At 66.9% G+C, this 20700-nt stretch carries 20 protein-coding genes; 11 read left to right on the forward strand and 9 right to left on the reverse strand.

The annotated features are described in order from the left end of the window. Window positions 1-101: 101 nt before the first annotated feature. Window positions 102-1046, forward strand: a complete 945-nt coding sequence (locus F8S13_06495; GenBank protein KAB8144514.1) for an NADP-dependent oxidoreductase — start codon at window positions 102-104, stop codon at window positions 1044-1046. A gap of 100 nt (window positions 1047-1146) precedes the next feature. Here the strand turns inward: F8S13_06495 and F8S13_06500 are convergent, their stop codons facing one another. After that, entirely contained in the window at window positions 1147-2388 is a 1242-nt protein-coding gene (locus F8S13_06500; protein ID KAB8144515.1) for a glycosyltransferase family 1 protein, read from the reverse strand. A gap of 29 nt (window positions 2389-2417) precedes the next feature. Beyond that, window positions 2418-3152 (reverse strand): TetR/AcrR family transcriptional regulator, encoded by a 735-nt coding sequence (locus F8S13_06505; GenBank protein ID KAB8144516.1) that lies wholly within the window; start codon window positions 3150-3152, stop codon window positions 2418-2420. 419 nt (window positions 3153-3571) lie between these two features. On the opposite strand from F8S13_06505, the gene F8S13_06510 reads away from it, so the two are divergent. Next, entirely contained in the window at window positions 3572-4333 is a 762-nt protein-coding gene (locus tag F8S13_06510; protein KAB8144517.1) for a 4'-phosphopantetheinyl transferase superfamily protein, read from the forward strand. Window positions 4334-5538: 1205 nt separating this feature from the next. Here the strand turns inward: F8S13_06510 and F8S13_06515 are convergent. Continuing rightward, the gene (locus tag F8S13_06515) at window positions 5539-7608 is read right to left on the reverse strand and encodes a phospholipid carrier-dependent glycosyltransferase (GenBank protein KAB8144518.1); all 2070 of its coding nucleotides are present in this window, start codon (window positions 7606-7608) and stop codon (window positions 5539-5541) included. 380 nt (window positions 7609-7988) lie between these two features. Between F8S13_06515 and F8S13_06520 the strand changes: the two genes are divergently transcribed. Genes F8S13_06520 through F8S13_06545 form a run of 6 tightly spaced genes read left to right on the forward strand, consistent with a single transcriptional unit; the run spans window position 7989 to window position 11780 of the window. After that, window positions 7989-8669 carry a metal-dependent transcriptional regulator gene (locus F8S13_06520; protein KAB8144519.1) on the forward strand — a complete coding sequence of 227 codons (681 nt, stop codon included), beginning with the start codon at window positions 7989-7991 and terminating at the stop codon, window positions 8667-8669. Window positions 8670-8674: 5 nt separating this feature from the next. Then, a complete protein-coding gene (locus tag F8S13_06525; protein KAB8144520.1) occupies window positions 8675-8917 on the forward strand; it encodes a ferrous iron transport protein A in 243 nt (80 codons plus the stop codon). After that, a complete protein-coding gene (locus tag F8S13_06530; protein ID KAB8144521.1) occupies window positions 8914-9153 on the forward strand; it encodes a ferrous iron transport protein A in 240 nt (79 codons plus the stop codon). Before F8S13_06525 ends, F8S13_06530 begins: the two co-directional genes overlap by 4 nt. Before the next feature lie 15 nt (window positions 9154-9168). After that, entirely contained in the window at window positions 9169-9747 is a 579-nt protein-coding gene (locus F8S13_06535) for an iron transporter FeoB (GenBank protein ID KAB8144522.1), read from the forward strand. 54 nt (window positions 9748-9801) lie between these two features. Next, window positions 9802-11505: a ferrous iron transport protein B gene (gene feoB / locus F8S13_06540; GenBank protein KAB8144684.1), complete on the forward strand. Its 1704-nt coding sequence runs from the start codon at window positions 9802-9804 to the stop codon at window positions 11503-11505. A gap of 14 nt (window positions 11506-11519) precedes the next feature. Then, window positions 11520-11780, forward strand: coding sequence for a hypothetical protein (locus tag F8S13_06545; GenBank protein ID KAB8144523.1), 261 nt, complete (start codon window positions 11520-11522; stop codon window positions 11778-11780). Window positions 11781-11858: 78 nt separating this feature from the next. Here the strand turns inward: F8S13_06545 and F8S13_06550 are convergent, their stop codons facing one another. Beyond that, window positions 11859-13076, reverse strand: a complete 1218-nt coding sequence (locus F8S13_06550) for a multidrug effflux MFS transporter (protein KAB8144524.1) — start codon at window positions 13074-13076, stop codon at window positions 11859-11861. A 264-nt stretch (window positions 13077-13340) separates the two neighbouring features. Between F8S13_06550 and F8S13_06555 the strand changes: the two genes are divergently transcribed. Together F8S13_06555 and F8S13_06560 are read left to right on the forward strand one after the other, a co-directional pair. Next, a complete protein-coding gene (locus F8S13_06555) occupies window positions 13341-14327 on the forward strand; it encodes an SPFH domain-containing protein (protein ID KAB8144525.1) in 987 nt (328 codons plus the stop codon). After that, window positions 14324-15268, forward strand: a complete 945-nt coding sequence (locus tag F8S13_06560) for an SPFH/Band 7/PHB domain protein (protein ID KAB8144526.1) — start codon at window positions 14324-14326, stop codon at window positions 15266-15268. Before F8S13_06555 ends, F8S13_06560 begins: the two co-directional genes overlap by 4 nt. A 72-nt stretch (window positions 15269-15340) precedes the next feature. Here F8S13_06560 and apaG read toward each other — a convergent pair whose 3' ends face one another. The 4 genes from apaG to F8S13_06580 all read right to left on the reverse strand — a co-directional run bounded on the left by apaG (window position 15341) and on the right by F8S13_06580 (window position 18238). After that, window positions 15341-15751, reverse strand: coding sequence for a Co2+/Mg2+ efflux protein ApaG (gene apaG / locus F8S13_06565; protein ID KAB8144527.1), 411 nt, complete (start codon window positions 15749-15751; stop codon window positions 15341-15343). 30 nt (window positions 15752-15781) lie between these two features. Next, window positions 15782-17041 (reverse strand): ArgE/DapE family deacylase, encoded by a 1260-nt coding sequence (locus F8S13_06570; protein ID KAB8144528.1) that lies wholly within the window; start codon window positions 17039-17041, stop codon window positions 15782-15784. Beyond that, window positions 17038-17406 (reverse strand): methylglyoxal synthase, encoded by a 369-nt coding sequence (gene mgsA / locus F8S13_06575; GenBank protein KAB8144529.1) that lies wholly within the window; start codon window positions 17404-17406, stop codon window positions 17038-17040. The genes F8S13_06570 and mgsA overlap by 4 nt, the downstream gene beginning before the upstream one ends. Before the next feature lie 64 nt (window positions 17407-17470). After that, window positions 17471-18238, reverse strand: a complete 768-nt coding sequence (locus F8S13_06580; protein ID KAB8144530.1) for a DUF2270 domain-containing protein — start codon at window positions 18236-18238, stop codon at window positions 17471-17473. A gap of 183 nt (window positions 18239-18421) precedes the next feature. Here F8S13_06580 and F8S13_06585 point away from each other — a divergent pair, with 183 nt between their 5' ends. Then, on the forward strand, window positions 18422-19498 hold the full coding sequence (locus F8S13_06585; GenBank protein ID KAB8144531.1) for a deoxyhypusine synthase: 1077 nt from the start codon (window positions 18422-18424) through the stop codon (window positions 19496-19498). Between the two features lie 73 nt (window positions 19499-19571). On the opposite strand, the gene F8S13_06590 is transcribed toward F8S13_06585, so the two are convergent. Next, window positions 19572-20084: a YbjN domain-containing protein gene (locus tag F8S13_06590; GenBank protein ID KAB8144532.1), complete on the reverse strand. Its 513-nt coding sequence runs from the start codon at window positions 20082-20084 to the stop codon at window positions 19572-19574. Between the last annotated feature and the right edge of the window lie 616 nt (window positions 20085-20700).

Below are 20700 nucleotides of genomic sequence, written 5' to 3' on the forward strand. Positions count from 1 at the left end.
TTGTGCGTTCTTGCGCTGCCAATTGTAACAGCTATACTTACACCTATCAAGCGGCGTAAACGCGACCGAAACCAAGCGATAGAGCGAAGAGGAGCAATACGATGGCAACCATGAACGCGGTGCGGATCCACGCCTACGGCGGGCCGGAGGAGCTGAGGCTGGAGCAGGCCGAGCGGCCCACGCCCGGCGCGGGCGAGGTGCTGGTCAAGGTCGAGGCGGCGGGCATCAACCCGGTGGATATCAAGACGCGCGCGGGCGGCGGCGTGGCGGGCATGCTGCCCGAGTCGCCCTTCCCGCTGACGGTAGGCTGGGATGTGGCCGGGGTGGTGTCCGAGGTGGGCGCGGGTGTCACCGCGCTCAAGCCGGGCGATGCGGTCTACGGCATGGTCAACTTCCCCAAGGCCGGGGGCGGCTACGCCGAGTACGTGGTGGCCCCGGCGGCGGAGCTGGGCATCCGCCCCGCCAGCCTTAGCGCCGAGGAGGCCGCCGCGCTGCCGCTGGTGGCGCTCACCGCCTGGCAGGTGCTCGACTTCGCCCAGGTGCAGCCAGGCCAGCGCGTGCTCATCCACGCGGCGGCGGGCGGCGTGGGCCACGTGGCGGTGCAGCTGGCCAAGGCGCGCGGCGCGTTCGTGGTCGGCACGGCCTCGGCCCGCAACCAGGCCTTCGCGCGCGAGCTGGGCGTGGATGAGTTTGTGGACTACACCGCCGCGCCCTTCGAGCAGCAGATCGCGCCGGTGGATGTAGTGTTCGACGCGGTGGGCGGCGAGGTGCTGGCCCGCTCGTACGCGGTGCTGAAGCCGCATGGCTCGCTGGTGTCGATCGTGGCCGCGCCCCCGGCAGATCTGGCCGCCGCCCACCAGGGCATCAGCAGGCAGCTGCTGGTGCACGCCGAGCCGTCGCACCTGGCCGCGATCAGCGCGCTGGTGGATGCGGGGCGGCTGCGCGTGGTGGTGGAGCAGGTGCTGCCGCTGGCCCAGGCCGCCGAGGCCCACCGCGTGAGCCAGGCGGGCCGCGTGCGCGGCAAGCTGGTGCTGCGCGTGGGGTAATTACCGCTAAGGCCGTATAGATTCACTACCAAGCCACCAAGGCACCAAGAACAAAAGAATCTTGGTGTCTTGGTGGCTATTGGTGCCCTTCGCTCGCTTTCTAGAATGCCTGGCGCACCTGCTCAATGATCGCAACGGCGGCCCCCACGCCGTCCTCCGCCTGGATCTGCCTGCCCATATCAGCGGCGCGCCGCCGCATGGCCGCATCGCTCACAGCCGCATGGATAGCAGCGGCCAAGCGTCCAGCGCTCAGGCGGCGCTGCGGGATCGGCTGCGGCCCAAGCCCACGCGCATGCACGATCGCCCCCCAGAACGGCTGATCGCCCAGGAACGGGCAGATCACCGTCGGCCTGCCAGCCCGCAGCCCTGCGGCGGTTGTCCCCGCGCCGCCGTGATGCACCACAGCGACGACCTGTGGAAACAGCCAGTCGTGCGGGGCGGCATCGATGAGATGAGCAGTCTTCGGCAGATCCGTGGCCTGAAGGCCGCCCCAGCCGCAGGCTAGGATGCCGCGCTGTCCCGCGCTGGAAAGCGCATCCAGAACTATGCGCGTGCGGTCGTTGGCATGTTTTCCGCTCATGCTGCCAAAGCCAACATATACCGGCGGCGGCCCATCGCTCAGAAAGGCGCAGAGCGCAGGGTCGGCCTGCCATTCAGCGGCCTGGTCGAGAAACCACGAGCCTGTAACATGGACATGCGCGGGGAAATCATCGGGCCGGGGCAGCAGCGCCGGGCTGTAGGGATACAAAATGGGGATGGGCTGCCCGTCCTCTCGTCGCAGCATATCGGCAAAGCGCCGCTGGCGCGGCAGTCCCAGGGTATGCTGCCGGAAGAAGTTGGTCATGCCAGTGGCGACTGCCGAGGAGAGCGTGTTCAGGTGATAGCTCAGCAGGTTGAACTGTGGGCCAAGCCGCCATGCGCCAAAAAAGGGGTTGGGGAAGGCGCGGGTCGGGGTATAGAAGGGCAGCGGGATGGCCATCACCAGCGGGATGCCAAGCTTCTCGGCGATGTGATAGCTGCCCAGCATCTTTGGGTGGTGCACGATCAGATCGGGTTGGACCAGCTGCGCCGCCCGCCACTCCTCCTCCAGCAGGTGCCGCATCGCGGCCTTGATCTGCCGGAGCAGCGCGAAGGTAGTGCCGCCCTTTAGCAAGGCCCGGCTCAAATCAAGCAGGGTGTTGCGCATAAAGGCGTAGCTCAGCCCGTGCGATTCGATCAAGGGCTGGAATTCTTCCGATGCGCATAGGGCCACCTCGTGCCCCGCGTCGCGCAGGCCCCTGCCGAGGGCGATAAACGGCTGGATATCGCCATAGGTGCCAAAGGTGCTGATGAGGACACGCATAGGTCTTCCTTTTCCAAAACGCCGCGCCGCTACGAGAGAACCCGCGCGCCGATCTGCTCGGCTGCGTAGGCGTGCGCCTGTTCAAGCAGCGCCCGTATCTTCGGGGCAGCGTGTTCGCGCATCCAGGCCTCATCGGGCGGGGTATCGGGTTCAAGCGTGCGCTGAACGGTGGATATCAGCGCCTCGGTCTGAACATCGAGCGATGGGCGGTCTTTCGGCGGAAGCAGCTGATCGACCAGCACAAAGCCGGTCCACAGTGCGCTAAACGTGTGTAGCTGCACGCTCGGGTCGACATCGGCGCGCAGCAGCCCAAGCTCGCGCAGAAGCGCCAGCAGATCGGTGCCTTCAATAAAGGACTGCTGCTGGATGAGGCTGCGCTGGGTGAGCTTGCCAAGCATGAGGGTGTCGCGGGTAAAGAGCGCACAGGCGATAGGCCGTAGCTTGATCGCGCGGAGCAGCGCGCTCAGCAACCGGTGGAGCGTGGCTTCACGCGGGTCTGCTTCCACGCGCTGGATCAGCCCGCCCCACAGCAGCTGCAGCTCGCGCAGCAGCACCGACTCGAACAGGGTCTCCTTGCTCTTCCAGTGCAGATACACTGTGCCGGTGCCAATGCCAGCGTGCTGCGCGATATCGCTGATGGTAATGCGCTTGTAGCCCCATTGGATCAGTAGTATGGCGGCGCTATCCAGGATGCGATCTGCGCGCTCTGTCAGCCCCGCCCCGCCTTTTCCCTGGCCCCCAGCGATGGGTGGTGTTGACTCCATAGTCTTCCTGTGAATAAATAACAAATATATTCAAAAGTATAGTTGGATCTAATCCGTGTGTCAAGAAGACCCGAGGCGTACCTACCAAAAACCCAAGCATACTGCTTTTCCCCATTGCGCTGCCAGCAATGCGTGATCAGCGGAGAAGGGTTGGCGCTGTGCCATTTCCAATGCCCTTCTGTGCTCTTGGTGTGTTGTTATCCGCCCCCTTCATGCCTTCGCATCTTCGTGGTATTCGTTTTACCGCCAAGACTCCAAGCACCAAAGAATCTGGGTGTCTTGGAGCCTTGGTGGTTATTCGTCCCCTTCGTGTCTTCGTGTCTTCGCGGTATTCGTCTGCCGAGCGATCGCCATTCCCTCGCGCGTGGTTTCGTATATAATGCCGCAAGCATCCGCCGCATAGCCCGACAGGCAGTTCTATGGCCTACACTCTGAGCGAATGGAGCCGTATCAGCGCCACAGATGCGCTGCGCGAGCGCGAGGCCCACGTGTGGCAGATCGGGCTGGAGCAGCCGCCCGAGGCGGTGACCCTGCTGCGCCGCCTGCTCTCGCCCGACGAGCTGGAGCGCGCCGATCGCTTCCACTTCCCCGACGACCGGCGGGCCTTCGCGGTGTGCCGTGGCGTGGCCCGCCGCATCCTGGGGCGCGAGCTGGGCGTGCCCGCCCACGAGCTGCGCTTCACCTACTCGGCCTACGGCAAGCCCGACATCGCGCCCGAGCAGAACCCCAGGGGCCTGCGCTTCAATATCTCGCACTCGGGCGGGGTGGCGCTGTGCGCGCTGGCCTACGGGCGGCGGCTGGGGGTGGATATCGAGCGCGTGCGCGAGGATCTGGACTACCTGCCGCTCTCGGCGCGCTTCTTCGCGCCCGATGAGCACGCCGCGCTGCTGGCGCTGCCCGGCGCGCTGCGCCGCCGCGCCTTCTTCGCGTGCTGGACGCGCAAGGAGGCCTACATCAAGGCGCGCGGCGAGGGTCTGTCGTTCCCGCTGGAGTCATTCTCGGTGTCGCTGGGGTCGCAGGCGCGGCTGCTGCGCACCGGCGTGCGCCAGGAGGCCCCGGCCACCTGGCGCATGGCCCAGGTGCCCGCCGCCCCCGACTTCATGGGGGCGCTGGCCGTCGAGGTGGCGGGTGCGCCGCTCGATGCGCTGGGCTTCGGGCAGATCGACGCGGTGGTGGGGTAGCATCGGCCGGTCGTCTGGCCCGCTACCGTGGTCGTCTGGCCCGCTACCGTGGTCGTCTGGCTCGCTACCGTGGTCGTCTGGCTCGCTACCGTGGTCGTCTGGCTCGCTACCGTGGTCGTCTGGCTCACTACCGTGGTCGTCTGGCTCGCTACCGTGGTCGTCTGGCTCGCTACCGTGGTCGTCTGGCTCACTACCGTGGTCGTCTGGCCCGCTACCGTGGTCGTCTGGCCCGCTACCGTGGTCGTCTGGCTCGCTACCGTGGTTGTCTGGCTCGCTACCGTGGTTGTCTGGCTCGCTACCGTGGTTGTCTGGCCTCTGAAAAGGGCACCACAGACCGTAGGCAATGCTTGCAGCGTTGCTCGGTCGCCCCGACCGCTTGCAGCTTCGATGATGATGGGTGCTCTTGGTTGTTTGGTGTGTGCCCTGCGCGGGCGGCGGCTAGGGGCCAGCCCCCTCACATGGTGTCACTTTTTCGTGGTGTTTCTCATCAGCGATAGCGGTGGTACGTGTTCGGTGGGTGGATGCCCTGCGCGGGCGGCGCCGAGGGGCTCGCCCCTCGGAACCCCACGAGGGGGCGTCGCCCCCTTCGAACTCCCAATTTGAAGCATTCCAATGCCGAATGCTGGCGGCTGGTGTTCGTGCATATGGCCAGCAAAACACTATCGGCACCTTCGCCGCATGGGCCGGGTGGATGAGATCCTCAATCTCACATGCGGTGCATGGCTTGGCACGCGTTCTCTCGACATGTGCCGCATCCAGAAGCCCCGCACAAAAAAGTGACACCTGTTGAGGGCCAGCCCCTGTGAACCCCGCGAGGGGGCGATGCCCCCTTCGATCCCCCAATGTTGGGCGTTCCCGTGCCATTCCCTGGCGGCTGGTGTTCGTGCATAGGGCCAGTTTGCGCGAGTAGCACCTTCGCCGCATGGGCCGGGTGGGGAGGGCTGGGTGGTACTGCTTTTGAGGTTGGTTTGCTGGCAATGATTGTTGTGCAGGGTTTGGCACGCGGTTTTGCACGCTTTCCCGCTTCCCAATGCCTCGCCCATCCGGCGAAGGTGCCGCACATACCTACTGGCCATCACCCCCACCGCAGCGACGAGGCCGCACCCAGCGTGGCGGGTCTCTTTTTCCCAATGCCTTTTCGGCCCATACAAAAGCCCCCGCCTTTATTCAAAAGTCGGGGGCTTTTGCTATCGGCTGGGGGGCCGCTAGGGCATCGCGTCGAGCACGATCGAGTCGAGCAGCAGGGCGTCGGGGCCATCGAGGGCGGGGTCGGCGGGCTGCATGCCGGTGAGCGGCAGGCGCTGGCCGTCGGGGCCATACATGCCCACCACCAGGCGGTAGGAGCCGGGCGGCGCATCCTCGGGCACCTTGAGTGGGATCTGCATCTCGCTGTAGCGGTCGGGGGTCGAGCCTTCCGGCGGGAAGGGCACATCGGCCTGGGCGTAGCGCTGGCCGTCCGGCCCGATCACATGGGCGAACAGCATCACATCGCTCCTGGCCACGTGGGCCGAGTGCCACACCAGCGTCCAGGTGAAGGTGGTGCCCACGGTGCGCTGCTTGGGCGAGCGGATGCCATAGAGCCAGCCGCCACCGGTAAACTGGGCAGGCTTGCGGTAGTCGACGGTCGGCGGGGCCTCGTAGATCCAGGCGTAGTCCACCCCATGGATCTGGATGACCTTCAGCGGCTCGGCCTTGCCGTAGAACTCGTCGAAGGGCGGCAGCAGCGGGCCGATCTGCGCGTCGTTCACATACACCACCACATAGCCGCTCTGCGGCGGCAGCGGGCCGATGTTCGGCTCCAGCGACTGCGCGCCATCGCGCAGGTAGAGCTGCAGGCCGGTCTTCAGCGTGGTGACCACGCGCACACCGGTGATGTCCTTCTGCTCATTCAGCCAAGCCGCCGCCAGATCCATGCCCTCACCCCAGCCGGTCTTGAAAGCCCACGCGCCCGCCTTCGCGCCGCCCAGCAGCTGGTTGAAGGCCGCGATCTGGTAGGGGTGCCACGAGGCCACGTTCAGAGCCGCGCCCAGGGCTACCGCGCCCAGGGCCGCTGGCCCCAGCGCCGCTACGCGCCGCCGCGTGAGCCGGGCCAACAGATCGGGCAGCAGCTGGCCCAGCAGCCAGCACAGGCCCAGCGCCGCCAGCACATCGATGGCGGGAAACGACGGCTCGACGTAGCGGTTGAACTTCTTGGCGAACAGGCTCATGGCCAGCGCGAACAGCACCGCAAACCACGAGAGGCCCGCGAGGGTGCGCTGGGCGTGGGGCGGCATGGCCAGCTTGCGCCAGGCGAAGGGCAGCGCCAGCAGGCCCACAGTGGTGATGGGGGTGAGGCGCAGCGCGATCGCCACCGGGTAGAACAGCAGGCCGGGCGCTGGGTCGCTGCGGCCCAGGAAGAAGTTGCCCAGCTGGTGCGGCTGGGTGCCCTCGGCGGTGTAGCCGATGCGGATCTGCTCGAAGGCGGCCATGGGCGCGGCCCACAGCGCGGGCCAGACCACCATGGCCGTGGCCACCATGGCCGCGCCCCACCACACCAGCTCCAGCGCCAGATCGCGGAAGCGGCGCTTCTGGCCGCAGCCGTAGGCCGCCCACAGCGCGATGGCCGCCACCGCAGGCCCCATGATCAGGCCGGGCGACTTGGTGTCAACCGCCAGCCCGGCGAACACGCCGGAGAGGATGAGGTCGGCCTTGCGCGGCGCGTAGAACCAGTAGCGGCAGGCCGCGATGATGCCCAGCGTCATGAAGGTGCCCGACAGCGCATCCACGTGCAGCACGCGGCTGTAGGCGATCACGAAGGGGTCGAGCGCCCACAGCAGCGCGCCCATCAGCGCCACGCCGCGCGGCAGCACGCCGCGCAGCTGCACGTAGGCCACGCTCACCGCCAGGGCGTTGACGATGGCGGGGAAGAGCTGGAAGAAGGCAACGTAGTGCTGGGGCGTGATCGCGGGCAGCATGCCCGCGTCGCCCATGGCGTTGCGCAGCAGGATGCCGAACGCCCCCAGCCACATCGTCGTCACGCCGGGGTGGTCGGTGATGGCCGTACCGGCGAAGTTGCCCGCCTGGATGGCGCTTAGGAAGGTCTCGGAGCGCGTGAACCAGAAGTTGACCTCGTCCATAGTGGCGAAGCGCCCTAGGTCGAGCACGCGGGGTATGAGCGCCACCACAAAGATCGCGAGCGGCAGCAGGGCGGCCACCAGGCCCAGCGGGCGCGATCGTTCGGCGGCGGGTAGGCTATAGGTTCGTTCCAAAAAGTACCTCTCCATCCATTCGATCATCCTCGTTCCAACGGCCCGTATTGTAGCGCGAGAATAGCCGGGCGGATGCCCAGATGGGCTAGTCCTTCTGTGTGATTCTTCACAGGTAGAAAAGGATGACCGCTTTTTTCTCCCCGCTATGATTGTACCAAGAATACCCGCCCCGCCCGAAGCTCGCGGTGTTTAGGCAGCCCTGATCTTTGCCAGCGCAGCGGCCGGAGCGCATGCGGAAGCCCTGGCGTGACCGCAGGGCGCTAGGCCACCAGCGCGAACAGTTGCGGTATGCCCCGCCATCGTTAACAAACTCTTGATTGTTGCCCCTGCATTCATGTGGTACACCTTGAAGAGAAATAAGGCATACCTTCAGATGCCCGATCGAGACCAAGAGCGAGGGCCGACCGATGATCACCATGAGCGAAAGCACCGAGATGTACCTGCTGCGCACTGCGCTGCTGCAGCGCGAGAGCCAGCCGGTGCCGCTTTCTCTCCTCGCGCAGGAGCTAGATGTCTCGACCGTCTCGGCCAACGAGATGTGCCGCAAGCTGATGCACGATGGCCTGCTGATCTACGAGCCGTACAAGGGTGTGAGGCTCACCGAGCACGGCTCGGCGATCGCGCTGCGCGTGCTGCGGCGGCGGCGGCTGTGGGAGGTCTTCCTAGTCACCCACCTGCACCTGCCCGCCGACGAGGCCGAGCGCATCGCCTGCCGCTTCGAGCATGTGACCCCCGACCATGTGGCCGACCGGCTGGGCACCATGCTGGGCGAGCCGCGCTACACCACCCGCTCCGAGCCGATACCGCAGGCCGCCGCCACCGAGATCGAGCTGCCAGCGCTGGCCGCCACCGAGCTCGGTGTGGGTGGCGAGGGCGAGGTGGTAGCGATCACTGCGTCGCCGACGGTGGGCGGGTTCCTCTGCAGCCAGGGGCTGCGGCCAGGGGCGCGCATCCGCGTGCTGGCGGCCTCGGGGCGCGGGCAGATCATCGTGCGGGTGGGCGGGCAAGAGCTGGTGCTAGAGCAGGCGCTGGCCGAGCATATCCGTGTTGTGGTGGATCACCACCATCTAATCTCCGAAGAGGTATAGAACCCATGGCAACCACACAGGTACCACTGAGTCACCTGAATATCGGCAACCAGGCCACCATCGTGCGCATCGGCGGCGAGCGGCTACTGCGCCGCAAGATGCTGACGATGGGCATCATCACCGGCGAGCAGATCACGCTCACCGCGCGCGCCCCGCTGGGCGACCCGCTTGAGTTCCAGGTCAAGGGCTACCGGCTCTCGCTGCGCTCGCACGAGGCCGAGCAGGTGCTGGTGGAGGTGGCCCAGTGAGCGCATCATCGCAGCTTCCGCTGGCCCTGGCCGCCCCCGGCCAGCGGCTGCGCCTGGTGGCCCTGCGCTGCGCCGAGGGGCCAGCCCACCGTCTTTCTGAGCTGGGGCTGAACCCTGGGGCTACGGTGGAGATCGTGCAAGATACAGGCCACAACCTGCTGCTGGCCGTGGGCGACACGCGGCTGGCGCTGCGCCGCAGCATGGCGCACATGGTTATGGTCGAGCCAGCAAGCTAGAGAGGGATGGGAGAGATGACCGCACCAACCATAGCGCTCGCCGGCAACCCCAATGTGGGCAAGAGCACGGTGTTCAACGCGCTCACCGGGTCGCGCCAGCACGTGGGCAACTGGCCCGGCAAGACCGTGGCCAAAAAGGCCGGAACCTTCACCCACGGCGGCCAGTCGTACGTGGTGGTCGACCTGCCTGGCACCTACAGCCTCTCGGCCTTCTCGCCCGAGGAGCAGATCGCCCGCGACTTCCTCGTCCACGAGCGCCCCCAGCTGGTGGTGAACGTGATCGACACCGCCAACCTGGAGCGCAACCTCTACCTCACCGCCCAGATTCTTGAGATCGGGCTGCCGATCATCCTGGTGCTGAACATGTGCGACGTGGCCGAGTCGCGCGGGCTGCGCTGCGACGCCGCCTGCCTCTCCAGGGCGCTGTCGGGCAGCCACGTGATCTCGCTGGTGGCCAGCCGAGGCCAGGGCATGGCCGAGCTCAAGCAGGCCATCGCCGCATCGCTGGGCCAGCACACCACCGGCGCAGCCGACCTGCGGCGCATGGTCGCCGCCATGAACAGCGACGACGCCGGCGCGAGCGACTGCCACTAGCGATACCGATAGAGAGCGAGTAGACCAATGACAACGCTACCACTCGCCGCAGGCATGCCGCCAGCGGCGTTCCACTACGACGACGCGATCGAAAATGAGATCGCCGCGCTGGTGGATGTGATCGCCAAGACGCCCGACCTGGGGCGCTACCCGGCGCGCTGGCTGGCCGTGCAGCTGCTGGAGGACGACGAGGAGATGACCGAGCGCGCACGCCAGGCCCAGGGCGGCCTGGCCGTGCTGGCCGCCCTGGCGCTGGGGCGCTCCCGCCTGGAGGCCCACTATGGCGACGAGGTGGATGTGGCCCTGGCCGACGGGCGCTACCGCTTCGTGCACAGCCTGGCCAGCGGCGCGCTCACTCGGCCCGCCACGCCGCCCAAAACGATCTCGGACCGCATCGACCGCGTGGTCACCAACCGTTACCTCGGTATCCCGATCTTCCTAGGCCTGATGTGGGTGGTGTTCAAGATGACCACCGATATCTCGGCCCCGCTCAATGGCTGGGTGGATGGCATTGTCAGCGGGCCGCTGACCCGCTGGGCCGCCGCGCTGATGGGCGCGATGGGCCTGGGCGGCACCTGGGCCGAGAGCCTAGTGCTGGATGGCGTGATCGCGGGCGTGGGCGGCGTGGTGGTGTTCGTGCCGGTGCTGATGTCGCTCTACCTGGCCCTGGGCCTGCTGGAGGACTCGGGGTACATGGCCCGCGCCGCCTTCGTGATGGACCGCCTGATGCACGCCCTGGGGCTGCACGGCAAGAGCTTCCTGCCCATGGTGGTGGGCTTCGGCTGCAACGTGCCCGGCATCTACGCCACCCGCACGCTGGAGCACGAGAAGGACCGCATCCTCACCGGCCTGCTGGTGCCCTTCATGAGCTGCAGCGCCCGCCTGCCGGTCTACCTGCTGCTGGCCTCGGTGTTCTTCCCCACCAGCGGCGGGCTGGTGGTGTTCAGCATGTACATGCTGGGCATCGTGGTGGCGGTGCTGGTGGGCATGCTGCTTAAGCACACCCTGTTCGCCGGGCAGCCGCCCGCGCCCTTCGTGATGGAGCTGCCGCCCTACCGCCTGCCCACCCTTGGCAACCTCTGGCAGCAGATCTGGGAGCGCACCGCCGCCTTCCTGAAGAAGGCCACCACGATCATCATGGGCACCAGCCTGGTGGTCTGGCTGCTGCTGGCCATCCCCGTGGGCGGCAGCGGCAGCTTCGGCAACACGCCCGTGGCCGAGAGCGCCTTCGCCAGCGTCTCGCGGGCCTTCGCGCCCCTGTTCGCGCCGCTCGGCTTTTCCAGCTGGCAGACCAGCGGCGCGCTGGTCTCGGGCTTCGTGGCCAAAGAGGTGGTGGTCAGCACCATGGCCCAGGTCTACGATGTCGAGGAGGCCAGCGCCGAGGAGACGCCCACCTTCCAGGAGGATCTAGTGGGCATCGGAACCAGCTTCGGCGCGGCGGTGGTGGACACAGTCAAGTCCATCCCGCTGATCGTTGGCATCAACCTGTTCGGCAACGCGGGCGACGAGACGCCCACCGGCCTGCCCGCCGCCATCGAGCAGGGCTTCAACCAGAGCAGCGGCGGCCACGGCGCGCTGGCGGCGCTGGCCTTCATGGTCTTCGTGCTGCTCTACACCCCCTGCATGGTGGCCGCCGCCGCCACCCGCCACGAGCTGGGCAGCAAGTGGATGTGGTTTAGCATCTTCGGCCAACTGGGTATCGCCTGGGTGGTGGCCGTGATCGTGTTCCAGGTCGGCAGGGCGCTGGGCCTGGGCTAAGAAAGAGAAACGCAATGCTCCATCGAGTGCTAGAGGAGCTTCAGCAGTCATCCGCCCCCATCAGCCTGGATGCGCTCAGCGCCAGGCTGGGCATCGAGCGGACCGCACTGGAGGGCATGATCGCCTACTGGGTGCGCAAGGGCCGCCTGAGCGACAGCGCCGTGGCGGGCTGCAGCACCAGCAACTGCGGCTCGTGCGCCGTCGGCCCCAAGGGCTGCTCGTTCGCGCAGAGCAGCCCGCGCGTGATCACCCTGGTGGACCAGCGCAGGCACTAGGACACATCGGCGGGCGCAAACAAGGGCAGGGGTGGCAATCCACCCCTGCCCTTTGCCATGCACGCCCGATGGACCGGCCTAGCCCTCGCTCAGCTCGGCGGCGCGGCCCACAGCGGGGGCGCGGCCCAGCAGCGCGAACACGCCCAGCGCGCAGCAGCCCAGCGCCGCCATCACCGCCGCCATCGGCAGGGCGCTCGTGCCGCCGCCCAGCCCCACGAACGGGGCCGCCGCCGCGCCCAGCGCGTACTGCAGCACGCCGATCAGCGCCGAGGCGCTGCCCGCCATGCGCGGGTGGCCCGACAGCGCTAGCGTGGTGGCGTTGGGCAGCACCAGGCCCATGCTGGCCACCACCACGAACAGCGCAGGCAGGATGCCCCACAGCCCAGCCCCGGCCAGCACCACCGCCAGCAGCGCCACGCCGCCCAGCGCCGTGCCCGCCAGGCCTGCGCCCAGCAGCCGCCGTGGCGAGACCCGCCCCACCAGCCGACCGCTCACCTGCCCCACCACCATCAGCCCCAGCGCGTTTGCGCCGAAGATCATGCTGAAGGCCTGCGGCGAGACGCCGTACAGATCCTGCAGCACAAACGACGAGCCAGAGATATAGGCGAACATCGAGCTGAAGGCCAGCCCGCACGAGAGCGCGTAGCGCATGAAGCCGCCGTCGCCCAGCAGCGTGCGGAAGGTGCGCAGCGTGGCACCCACCCCGCCCGACTGGCGGTGCTCGTCGGCCAGGGTCTCGGGCAGCAGCAGCGCGGCCAGCAGCAGCAGCACGCCCACCACCGCCAGCGTGGCGAACACACCCCGCCACGAGGTGAGCCGCAGCAGCTGGCCACCGAACACCGGCGCGAGGATGGGCGCGAGGCCGTTCACCAGCATCAGCAGCGAGAAGACCTTGGCGGCCTCCACCCCGGCGAACAGGTCGCGCACGATCGCGCGGGCGATCACGATCCCAGCTGCACCGGCCACGCCCTGCATCAGCCGCAGCAGGGCGAACGCGCCAATGCTGGGCGCAAACACGCACAGCAGCGAGGCCAGCGCGTAGGCGGCCACACCCACCAGCAGCGGGCGCCTGCGGCCCACCGCGTCGCTCAGCGGCCCGGCCAGCACCTGGCCCAGCGCCAGACCCACCAGGCACGCGCTCAGCGTGATCTGCGCCGCCGAGACGCTGGCCCCGAAGCTCTGGGCCAGGCTGGGCAGCGCAGGCAGATACATGTCCAGCGACAGCGGGCCAAATGCGCTCAGCGCGCCCAGGATGATGATCAGCCGCACACGATGCGGCACGGGTGAGGTTCCCACAGTCTTGCTCCTTCAAAATAGAGGGGATATGATATAACCGTCCTCTATTTCTAGAGCGGCGTTCCGTTATACATAGAGAGTATTCCTGCACGTACTGCTCTTGTCACATCTTTACACGCAAGCGTCATTCAGAAGCGTAGATCTGCGGTAGCCCAGCAGACACGCAGCATACCAAAGCCATCCTGAAACCTTTTGGGGGCTTGCCCGTATCTAAACCAAGAGTATGATAAACGCGATGACCGCTTTCAGACCAACGGAGGCGCTATGAGTTTTGGAGCTGGCCTGCTCATCGGCTTTATCGCCTGGTTTCTGGTGCGCTATCTGGTCGCCGGGATCTACACCGTCGACCAGAACGAGCGCGCTGTGAAGACCATCCTTGGCCGCGCCGAGCGGCTGAATAAATCCACCCTCGAAGACCCCTTCGCCGAGTACCTTCGCCCCGAGGAGCGCGAGCGCTACGACTACCCGCAGCTGCGCGTCATCCCGCCCGGTGGCCCCTACTTCAAGTGGCCCTGGGAGCGCATCTACAAGGTCAAGATCGCCACGCAGACGGTGGATATGGCGCTCGACCCCGAGGATCCACGGGCCAACCACAACGGCACCGTGCTGGAGGCCGTAACCAAAGATCAGCTGAACATCGGGCTTCAGGGCCAGATCCGCTACCGCGTGTGCGAGCGCAACCTCTACGCCTACTTCTTCGGCGTCAAGCGCCCGATCGTGCACGTGCTGGGCTACTTCGTCTCCATCCTGCGCGAGCGCATCGCCAACTTCGAGGCCCCGCGCGCGCTGGTGGATGGCGAGGCCGCCAACGACCCCGTGCTCAACACCGGCGTCTCGATCAACGACCTGCGCAAAAACCTGCGCGACCTGAACGAGCTGATGGACCGCGAGTGTCTCTCGTCCGAGGCGCGCTACGGCATCACCTTCGACGCCTCGCTGATCACCGCCATCGACCCGCCGCAGGATGTCGAGAGCGCGCTGGCCGCCATCAACACCGCCCACAACCACGTCTCCTCGGACATCAGCCTGGCCCAGGCCGCCGCCGACCAGAAGATCGTTCAGTCCAAGCGCGCGGTCGAGATCGAGACGCTCAAGGCCCAGGCCGAGGTCGAGCCGCTGAGCGCGCTGGCCAGCCAGCTGGGCGAGCTGCGGCGACGCGGCGGGCCGCAGGCGATCGGCAACTACCTGCGGAATGTGCGCCTGCAGCTCTACAAGCAGGCCCAGCGCGTATTTGTGGAGGTGCAGCAATGAGCGGTTTCGTCATCGGCTTCTTTCTAACCTTTATCGGCGGCTTTATCGCGCTGCCCATCCTGCTGGGCATCCTCCGCATGTTCGGCTTCTACACCATCGTGAACGAGGGCTACTGCCACGTCTACGTGCTGTTCGGCAAGGTGCTGGCGGTGCTGAAGGAGCCAGGGCTGTACGTGCTGCCCTTCAAGCTTGGCCCGGCGGCCTTTATCATCAACTGGTTCGGGCGCTGCCACGTGGTGGACATGCGCATGGATCAGGTCTACCTGCGCAGCCAGGCCGTCAACTCCGAAGAGGGCGCGCCCATGGGCATCGGCGTGTGGTACGAGATGGCAATCAGCGACCCGGTGGCCTTCCTGTTCAAGAACGCCGACCCGCGCGGCTCGCTGTCGGCCAACGTGTCCAACGCGGTGGTGCGCACGCTCAGCAACATGCCGCTGGCCGAGATGCTGGAGAGCCGCCACAGCATGAGCCAGGCGGTGCGCGCCGATGTCTCGCCCAAGTCGCTTGAGTGGGGCTACCAGCTCGGCTCGATCTACATCCGCAAGGTGCACTTCCGCGATGTGGAGATGATCCGCCAGATCGAGGCCAAGGTGGTCAACCGGCTGCGCCAGGTGACCAGCGCGATCAAGCAGGATGGCGCGAACCAGGTGAACATCATCACCAGCACCGCCGAGCGGCAGGCCGCCATCGAGTTCGCCAAGGCCGAGGCCATGCGGCCCTCGATCGTGGGCGGCGCGCTCCAGCGCATCTCGGAGGATCCCGAGATCGCCGATGCGCTGTTCGAGATCCTGCAGATCCAGCGACTGGCCGAGGGCAACGCCCAGATCACCATGCTGCCACAGGGCGCTGGCCTGCTGCCGCAGATGCTGGCCGCCGAGGGGCCAGCGCAGCCGCAGGCCCGGCCCCAGCCGCGCATCCAGTCGCTCGAAGGCAAGAAGTAGCCCACACGCCAGGGCGGCGCTGATCAGCCCCGATCAGCGCCGCCCCGCCATTGGAACCGCGTTTCTCTCCCCCTACGCCGCAGGCCACGGCGAGCCGGTCACCGTCAGCTCAAAGCGCGGGATCGGCACATCGAACAGCACATCATCCACCCCGATAAACCGATAGCTGCCATCCATGGCGCCCTGCGGCGACTTGAGCACGCAGAAGCTCTGGTACTCGAACACCTCGCCGGGGGCCAGCGTGGGCTGCTCGCCCACCACCCCATCACCGCGCACCTCGCTCTCCTCACCGATCGAATCGAAGATCCGCCAGTGCCGCGAGAGCAGCTGGGCCGTCTTGCGGCTGGCGTTCTCGATCCGCACAAAGTAGGCGAAGACATACTCGCCCTGGTCGGGGTTGGAGTGATCGGCCAGGTACAGCGGTCGGACGCTCACGCGGATGCGCTCTTCCTCCATCTGCAGAAAGGGATTATGTCTCATCATACTCTCCCTATGGCGGGCGGGGCCGCGCCGTCACTCGTCGTAGCCGCAGAAACGCAGCGCGGCCAGCGCCAGGGTGCGCACGGCAGCGTGCAGGTGGGCCAGGGGCACGTGCTCGTCGGGGCGGTGGGCGTGGCGCACGTCGCCCGGGCCAAACATCACGGTGGGGATGCCGCCCACATTCATCAGCAGGCGCATGTCGGCACCGTAGGTCATCCCCTCGAATCGCGGCGCGGCCCCGGCGGCGTCCGCATAGGCCCCGGCCAGGGTCTGGGCCAGCGGGTGGTCGGCGGGGATGGCCGCCGGATCGAACTGGCCGCCCCACCACTCGACGGTGGGCGGGCGCTGGGCCAGCCACGGGTCGGCGGCCACAGCCCGCGCCACCGCCGCCTCGAACTCCGCGCGCGCGCTGGCCGCATCCTCGCCGATGGCGATGCCATAGCGGCCCTCGCACACCAGCGACTCGGGCACCGACGAGGGCCAGTCGCCCGCGCGCAGCACCCCGATCGAGAGCGGGTAGGGCAGGCGGTAGCGGGCGAACAGCGGCGAGCGCTCGCGGGCGTTGCGCTCGGCCTCCAGCTCCAGCAGGGCGCGGTGCAGCGGGATGAATTTCTCAATCGCGCTCACGCCCTCCTCGCGCACACAGCCGTGGGCCGACAGCCCTGGCACGATCAGGCGGAAGTTGAGCGCACCGGCCTGGGCGGGGGCGATCGCCAGCTCGGTCGGCTCGGGGATGATCGCGCCGTCGGCGGTGTGGCCGCGCAGGATGCTGGCCAGGGTGCCGCAGCCGCCGTCCTCCTCGCCGATCACGCTCTGCACCAGCAGCCTGCCCCGCAGCGACACGCCCGCATCGCGGATGGCCTTGGCAGCAAACAGCGCGCAGGCCAAGCCGCCCTTCATGTCCAGCGCGCCGCGCCCGTACACCTGGCCGTTGTCCAGCGTGGCCCGCCAGGGCGCGTGGCCCCAGTTGGCCTCGTCGCCAGCGGGCACCACATCCACGTGGCCGTTCAGGATGAGGCTGCGCCCGCCGCGATCCTCGCCCAACCAGCCCACCACGCCCAGGCCCTCGGCCCGCTCCACCTCCCAGCAGAAGGCGGGGTGCTGGCGCAGCGCGGCTAGGTCGATCTCCCACTCATCCACCGCCATGCCAAACGAGCGCATGGAGCGCGCCATAAAGCGCTGGGCCTCGCTCTCGTGGCCATCCAGGCTGCGGATACCCACCAGCTCGCCCAAGAAGCGCAGCATGGCCTCGGTGTCGATGGCGTCGACCACGCGCCGCTCGATCTGGTTCATGCGTCGACCCCCATCAGCACGATCTCGGCGGTGGCGATGTTGGTGGCCACCGGGATATTGTAGACGTTGCAGACGCGCAGCAGGCCCTGGATGTCCGGCTCGTGCGGGTGGGCGTAGAGCGGGTCGACGATAAACAGCACGGCGACCACCTCGCCCTGGGCCACCCGCGCGGCGATCTGGGCGTCGCCGCCCAGCGGGCCGGAGAACATGCGCGTCACCGGCAGGCCGGTGGCTTCGGCGATCCGCCCGCCAGTGGTGCCGGTGGCGATCAGGTTGTAGCGGGCCAGCACCTCGCGGTGGCGCAGGGCGAAGGCTACAATGTCATCCTTCTTGGTGTCGTGGGCGATCAGTGCGATGGTCGGCATAGTCACTCTCTCTATAGCGCTACAGCGGGGCGCGCGGGCCACAACGGCGTGGCCCCGCTCTCCCCTACTCAATCGGGCGTCGCTCGTCGCCAGCGCCCATACGCTGGCGGGCCTCGTCGCGCGGGATGTTCTCATCGCTCTGCGCGACGGTCTCGCGGTTCGAGAAGATGATCCAGCACAGGAAGCAGTGGAACCAGACCCCAAACAGCAGCACAAACCAAGCTGGCAGCGGCCCGATGGCCGCTCGGTCTAGCAGGTCGGCCAGGCTGTCGGCGGGCACCGGGTGCAGCAGCACTTTCACCACCCAGCTCAAGAACAGCACCAGGAACAGCCACACATAGTTGCGCCGCAGCCGCCGCGCCAGCGCCTGCCAGATCGTGATGCTGAAGCGCGGGTGCAGCAGGTCGTCGGCCAGCAGCTCGCGCCATGTGGCCACCTCTTCATCGCCGGCCTGCGGCGCGAGCATGTCGGCAAAGAACTCGACCTCGATCAGTCGCACCCTGGCCCGCCACAGATCGTAGAATCGGTAGCGCCGCGCCTCGATGAACATGAAAAAAAACACCAGCAGCGTGTTGATCAGGATCATCACGTGGGTGTTGCTGGCGCTGGCGAATGCGAACGACAGCGTGGCGGCGGTGGTCAGCACCGCCCAGTTGGTGGTGCCATCCAGCCGCGCGCGCCAGGTGTTGGCGCGGCCCACCTCGCCACGGTAGAGATGCACCATGGCGGTGTGGAACTCGCCCCGGCTGATCGCCCGCGTGGCCGGCGGGGCCGCGCTGGCTGGCTGCTCGGTGGTCATTGGGCGCACCCTCCTCGCAAGAAACACCACCATGATACAACGGGGCTTGGCCACAGGGCAAATGCCGATCCGCGAATACCTCAAAAAACGAATACCACAAAGCGCCCCGCTTGGCCCCCTTCGTGCCTTCGTGCCTTCGTGGTGAATCAGCCGCCCGTGGCACCAGTTGTGGTATAGTCTCCCCCGGCAGGAATTACGCCCACAAGGAGGCAAACCATGGCTTATGGCGTCAAGCTCGATCCGCGCCCCATCGGGGCCGGGCTGACCGTGCGCGACCTCGTCGATCAGCAGCTCTACTCATACAACGCTGGCCGCCTGCGCGAGCTGTGCCAGCTCTTCGCCCGCAAGATCGCCCAGAACGACGTGACCATCGGCGTCACGCTCTCGGGCGCGATCACGCCCACCGGCCTGGGCACCGCCGCGATCGTGCCGCTCATCCGCGCGGGCCTGATCGACTGGATGGTCTCCACCGGCGCGAACCTCTACCACGACATGCACCGCTCGCTGGGCTTCGAGCTGTTCGGCACCACGCCCTTCACCAACGACCTTGAGCTGCGCGAGCAGCACCTCATCCGCATCTACGACATCCTGTTCGAGCAGGACGTGCTGCTGGAGTCGGATGAGTTCCTGCGCCAGTGCCTGCGCGGCCCCGAGTTCCAGCGCACCATGAGCACCGCCGAGCTGCACTACAACCTGGGCCGCTACACCCAGGCCCGCGAGAAGGCCCTAGGCACCGACTACGTCTCCATCCTCACCGCCGCCTACGAGGCGGGCGTGCCGCTCTACACATCCAGCCCCGGCGACTCGACGATCGGCATGAACGTGGCGGCGCTGGCCCTGGCCGGCAACGAGCTGCGCTTCGACGTGGAGCGCGACGTGAACGAGACCACCGCCATCGTGCACCACGCCAAGAAGAGCGGCGGCAAAAGCGCGGTGCTCATCCTGGGCGGCGGATCGCCCAAAAACTTCATCCTGCAGACCGAGCCACAGATCCAGGAGATCATGGGCATCCCCGAGAAGGGCCACGACTACTTCATCCAGGTCACCGACGCCCGCGCCGACACCGGCGGCCTCTCGGGCGCGACCCCGTCCGAGGCGATGACCTGGGGCAAGGTCGACCCCGAGCAGCTGCCCGACACGGTGGTGTGCTACGCCGATAGCACGATCGTCATCCCCATCCTGGCGGCCTACGCGCTGGAGATGGCAGGCTCGCGCCCGCTCAAGCGGCTCTACGATCAGCGCGACACCCTGGTGGATGAGCTGAAGCAGGCCTACATGGCGGCCAACAGCTAGGCCGAGCCTTGGCACACAGCAAAGCCCCAGCGGCAGCATACCGCTGGGGCTTTTTGCGGTGCGGGAAATAGCGCTAGCTCTCGATCTCGGCGATCGCCTGCTCGGCGGTAGCGCCGCCGTAGAGCACCTTCAGCACGCCGGGAAAGTACGAGTTCATGGTGCGCACCGCCGGGTAGATGGCGTTGCGGATCAGGTTCGGCGTCAGATCTGCGCCCTCGAAGTCGAGGCTCGCCTTGAAGCGCAGCCGCCCGTCGCCGAAGTTCAGCTCGAAGTTGCCGATATTGAGGCCATAGTTCGCGCGGGCGATGAACTCGGCGATCGCGGGCCGATTCTCCTCGGGGATGCGCACCGGGGCCATCGCGTAGATCAGCAGGATCTCCGACTCCACGCGGATCTGGGAAAAGCAGCGGATCTCGGCATTCGAGCCAGTGTAGTGAACCCAATAGCCATGCCATCCATCGGCGCGCTGCGGGTACCACTCATCCTCATCCAGAAATGCGCCCAGCGTGTCGAAGGCGCGGATGCTATTGGGGTGGGCCAGCGCCGCATCGGGGTTCTGGTCGGGGGTCTCATCAATATGATCCATAGTCTCTCTCCCTGGCTCTCTGGGTTGGTTGCCCCAATTTTAGCGCATTTTCGCCAGAACTCCTAGCGACTCTTGTCGCATCCATAGGGCCTATGCGTTCTCGTTCACCAGCAGGTTTTTACCACCAAGACTCCAAGACTCCAAGACTCCAAGGGCACAAAAGGGAAAGAATACCACGAAGGCGCGAAGACGCGAGGGGAAGAAAAGAACCGTTTTACCACCAAGACTCCAAGGGAAGAAAACCTCGTGGCAAAGAGAGACGGAGCCAGCCCTACCCACCTGGCCCATGCGGCGAAGGTGCCGCTCATGTTTTGATGGCCATATGCACGAACACCAGCCGCCAGATTTCAGCACGGGAACGCCTGAAGTTGGGGGTTCCAAGGGGGCTACGCCCCCTTGCGGGGTCGCTAGGGGCTGGCCCCGAGCCGCCGCCCGCGCAGGGTACACACCAACCAATCACGAGGGTCCATCATGATCGAGGCCGCAGCCGGTCCGATCGACCGGGCAACGCTGCAAGCATGCCGACGGTCAACCGAATGCGGAGCCGCCACCAAGCAAGCAGCCCTCCATCAACCCCAAGCAGCCCTTCATCAACCCCAAAAGAGCATCGCAGCGC

This window comes from Chloroflexia bacterium SDU3-3, from assembly GCA_009268125.1.
GTDB lineage: Bacteria > Chloroflexota > Chloroflexia > Chloroflexales > Roseiflexaceae > SDU3-3.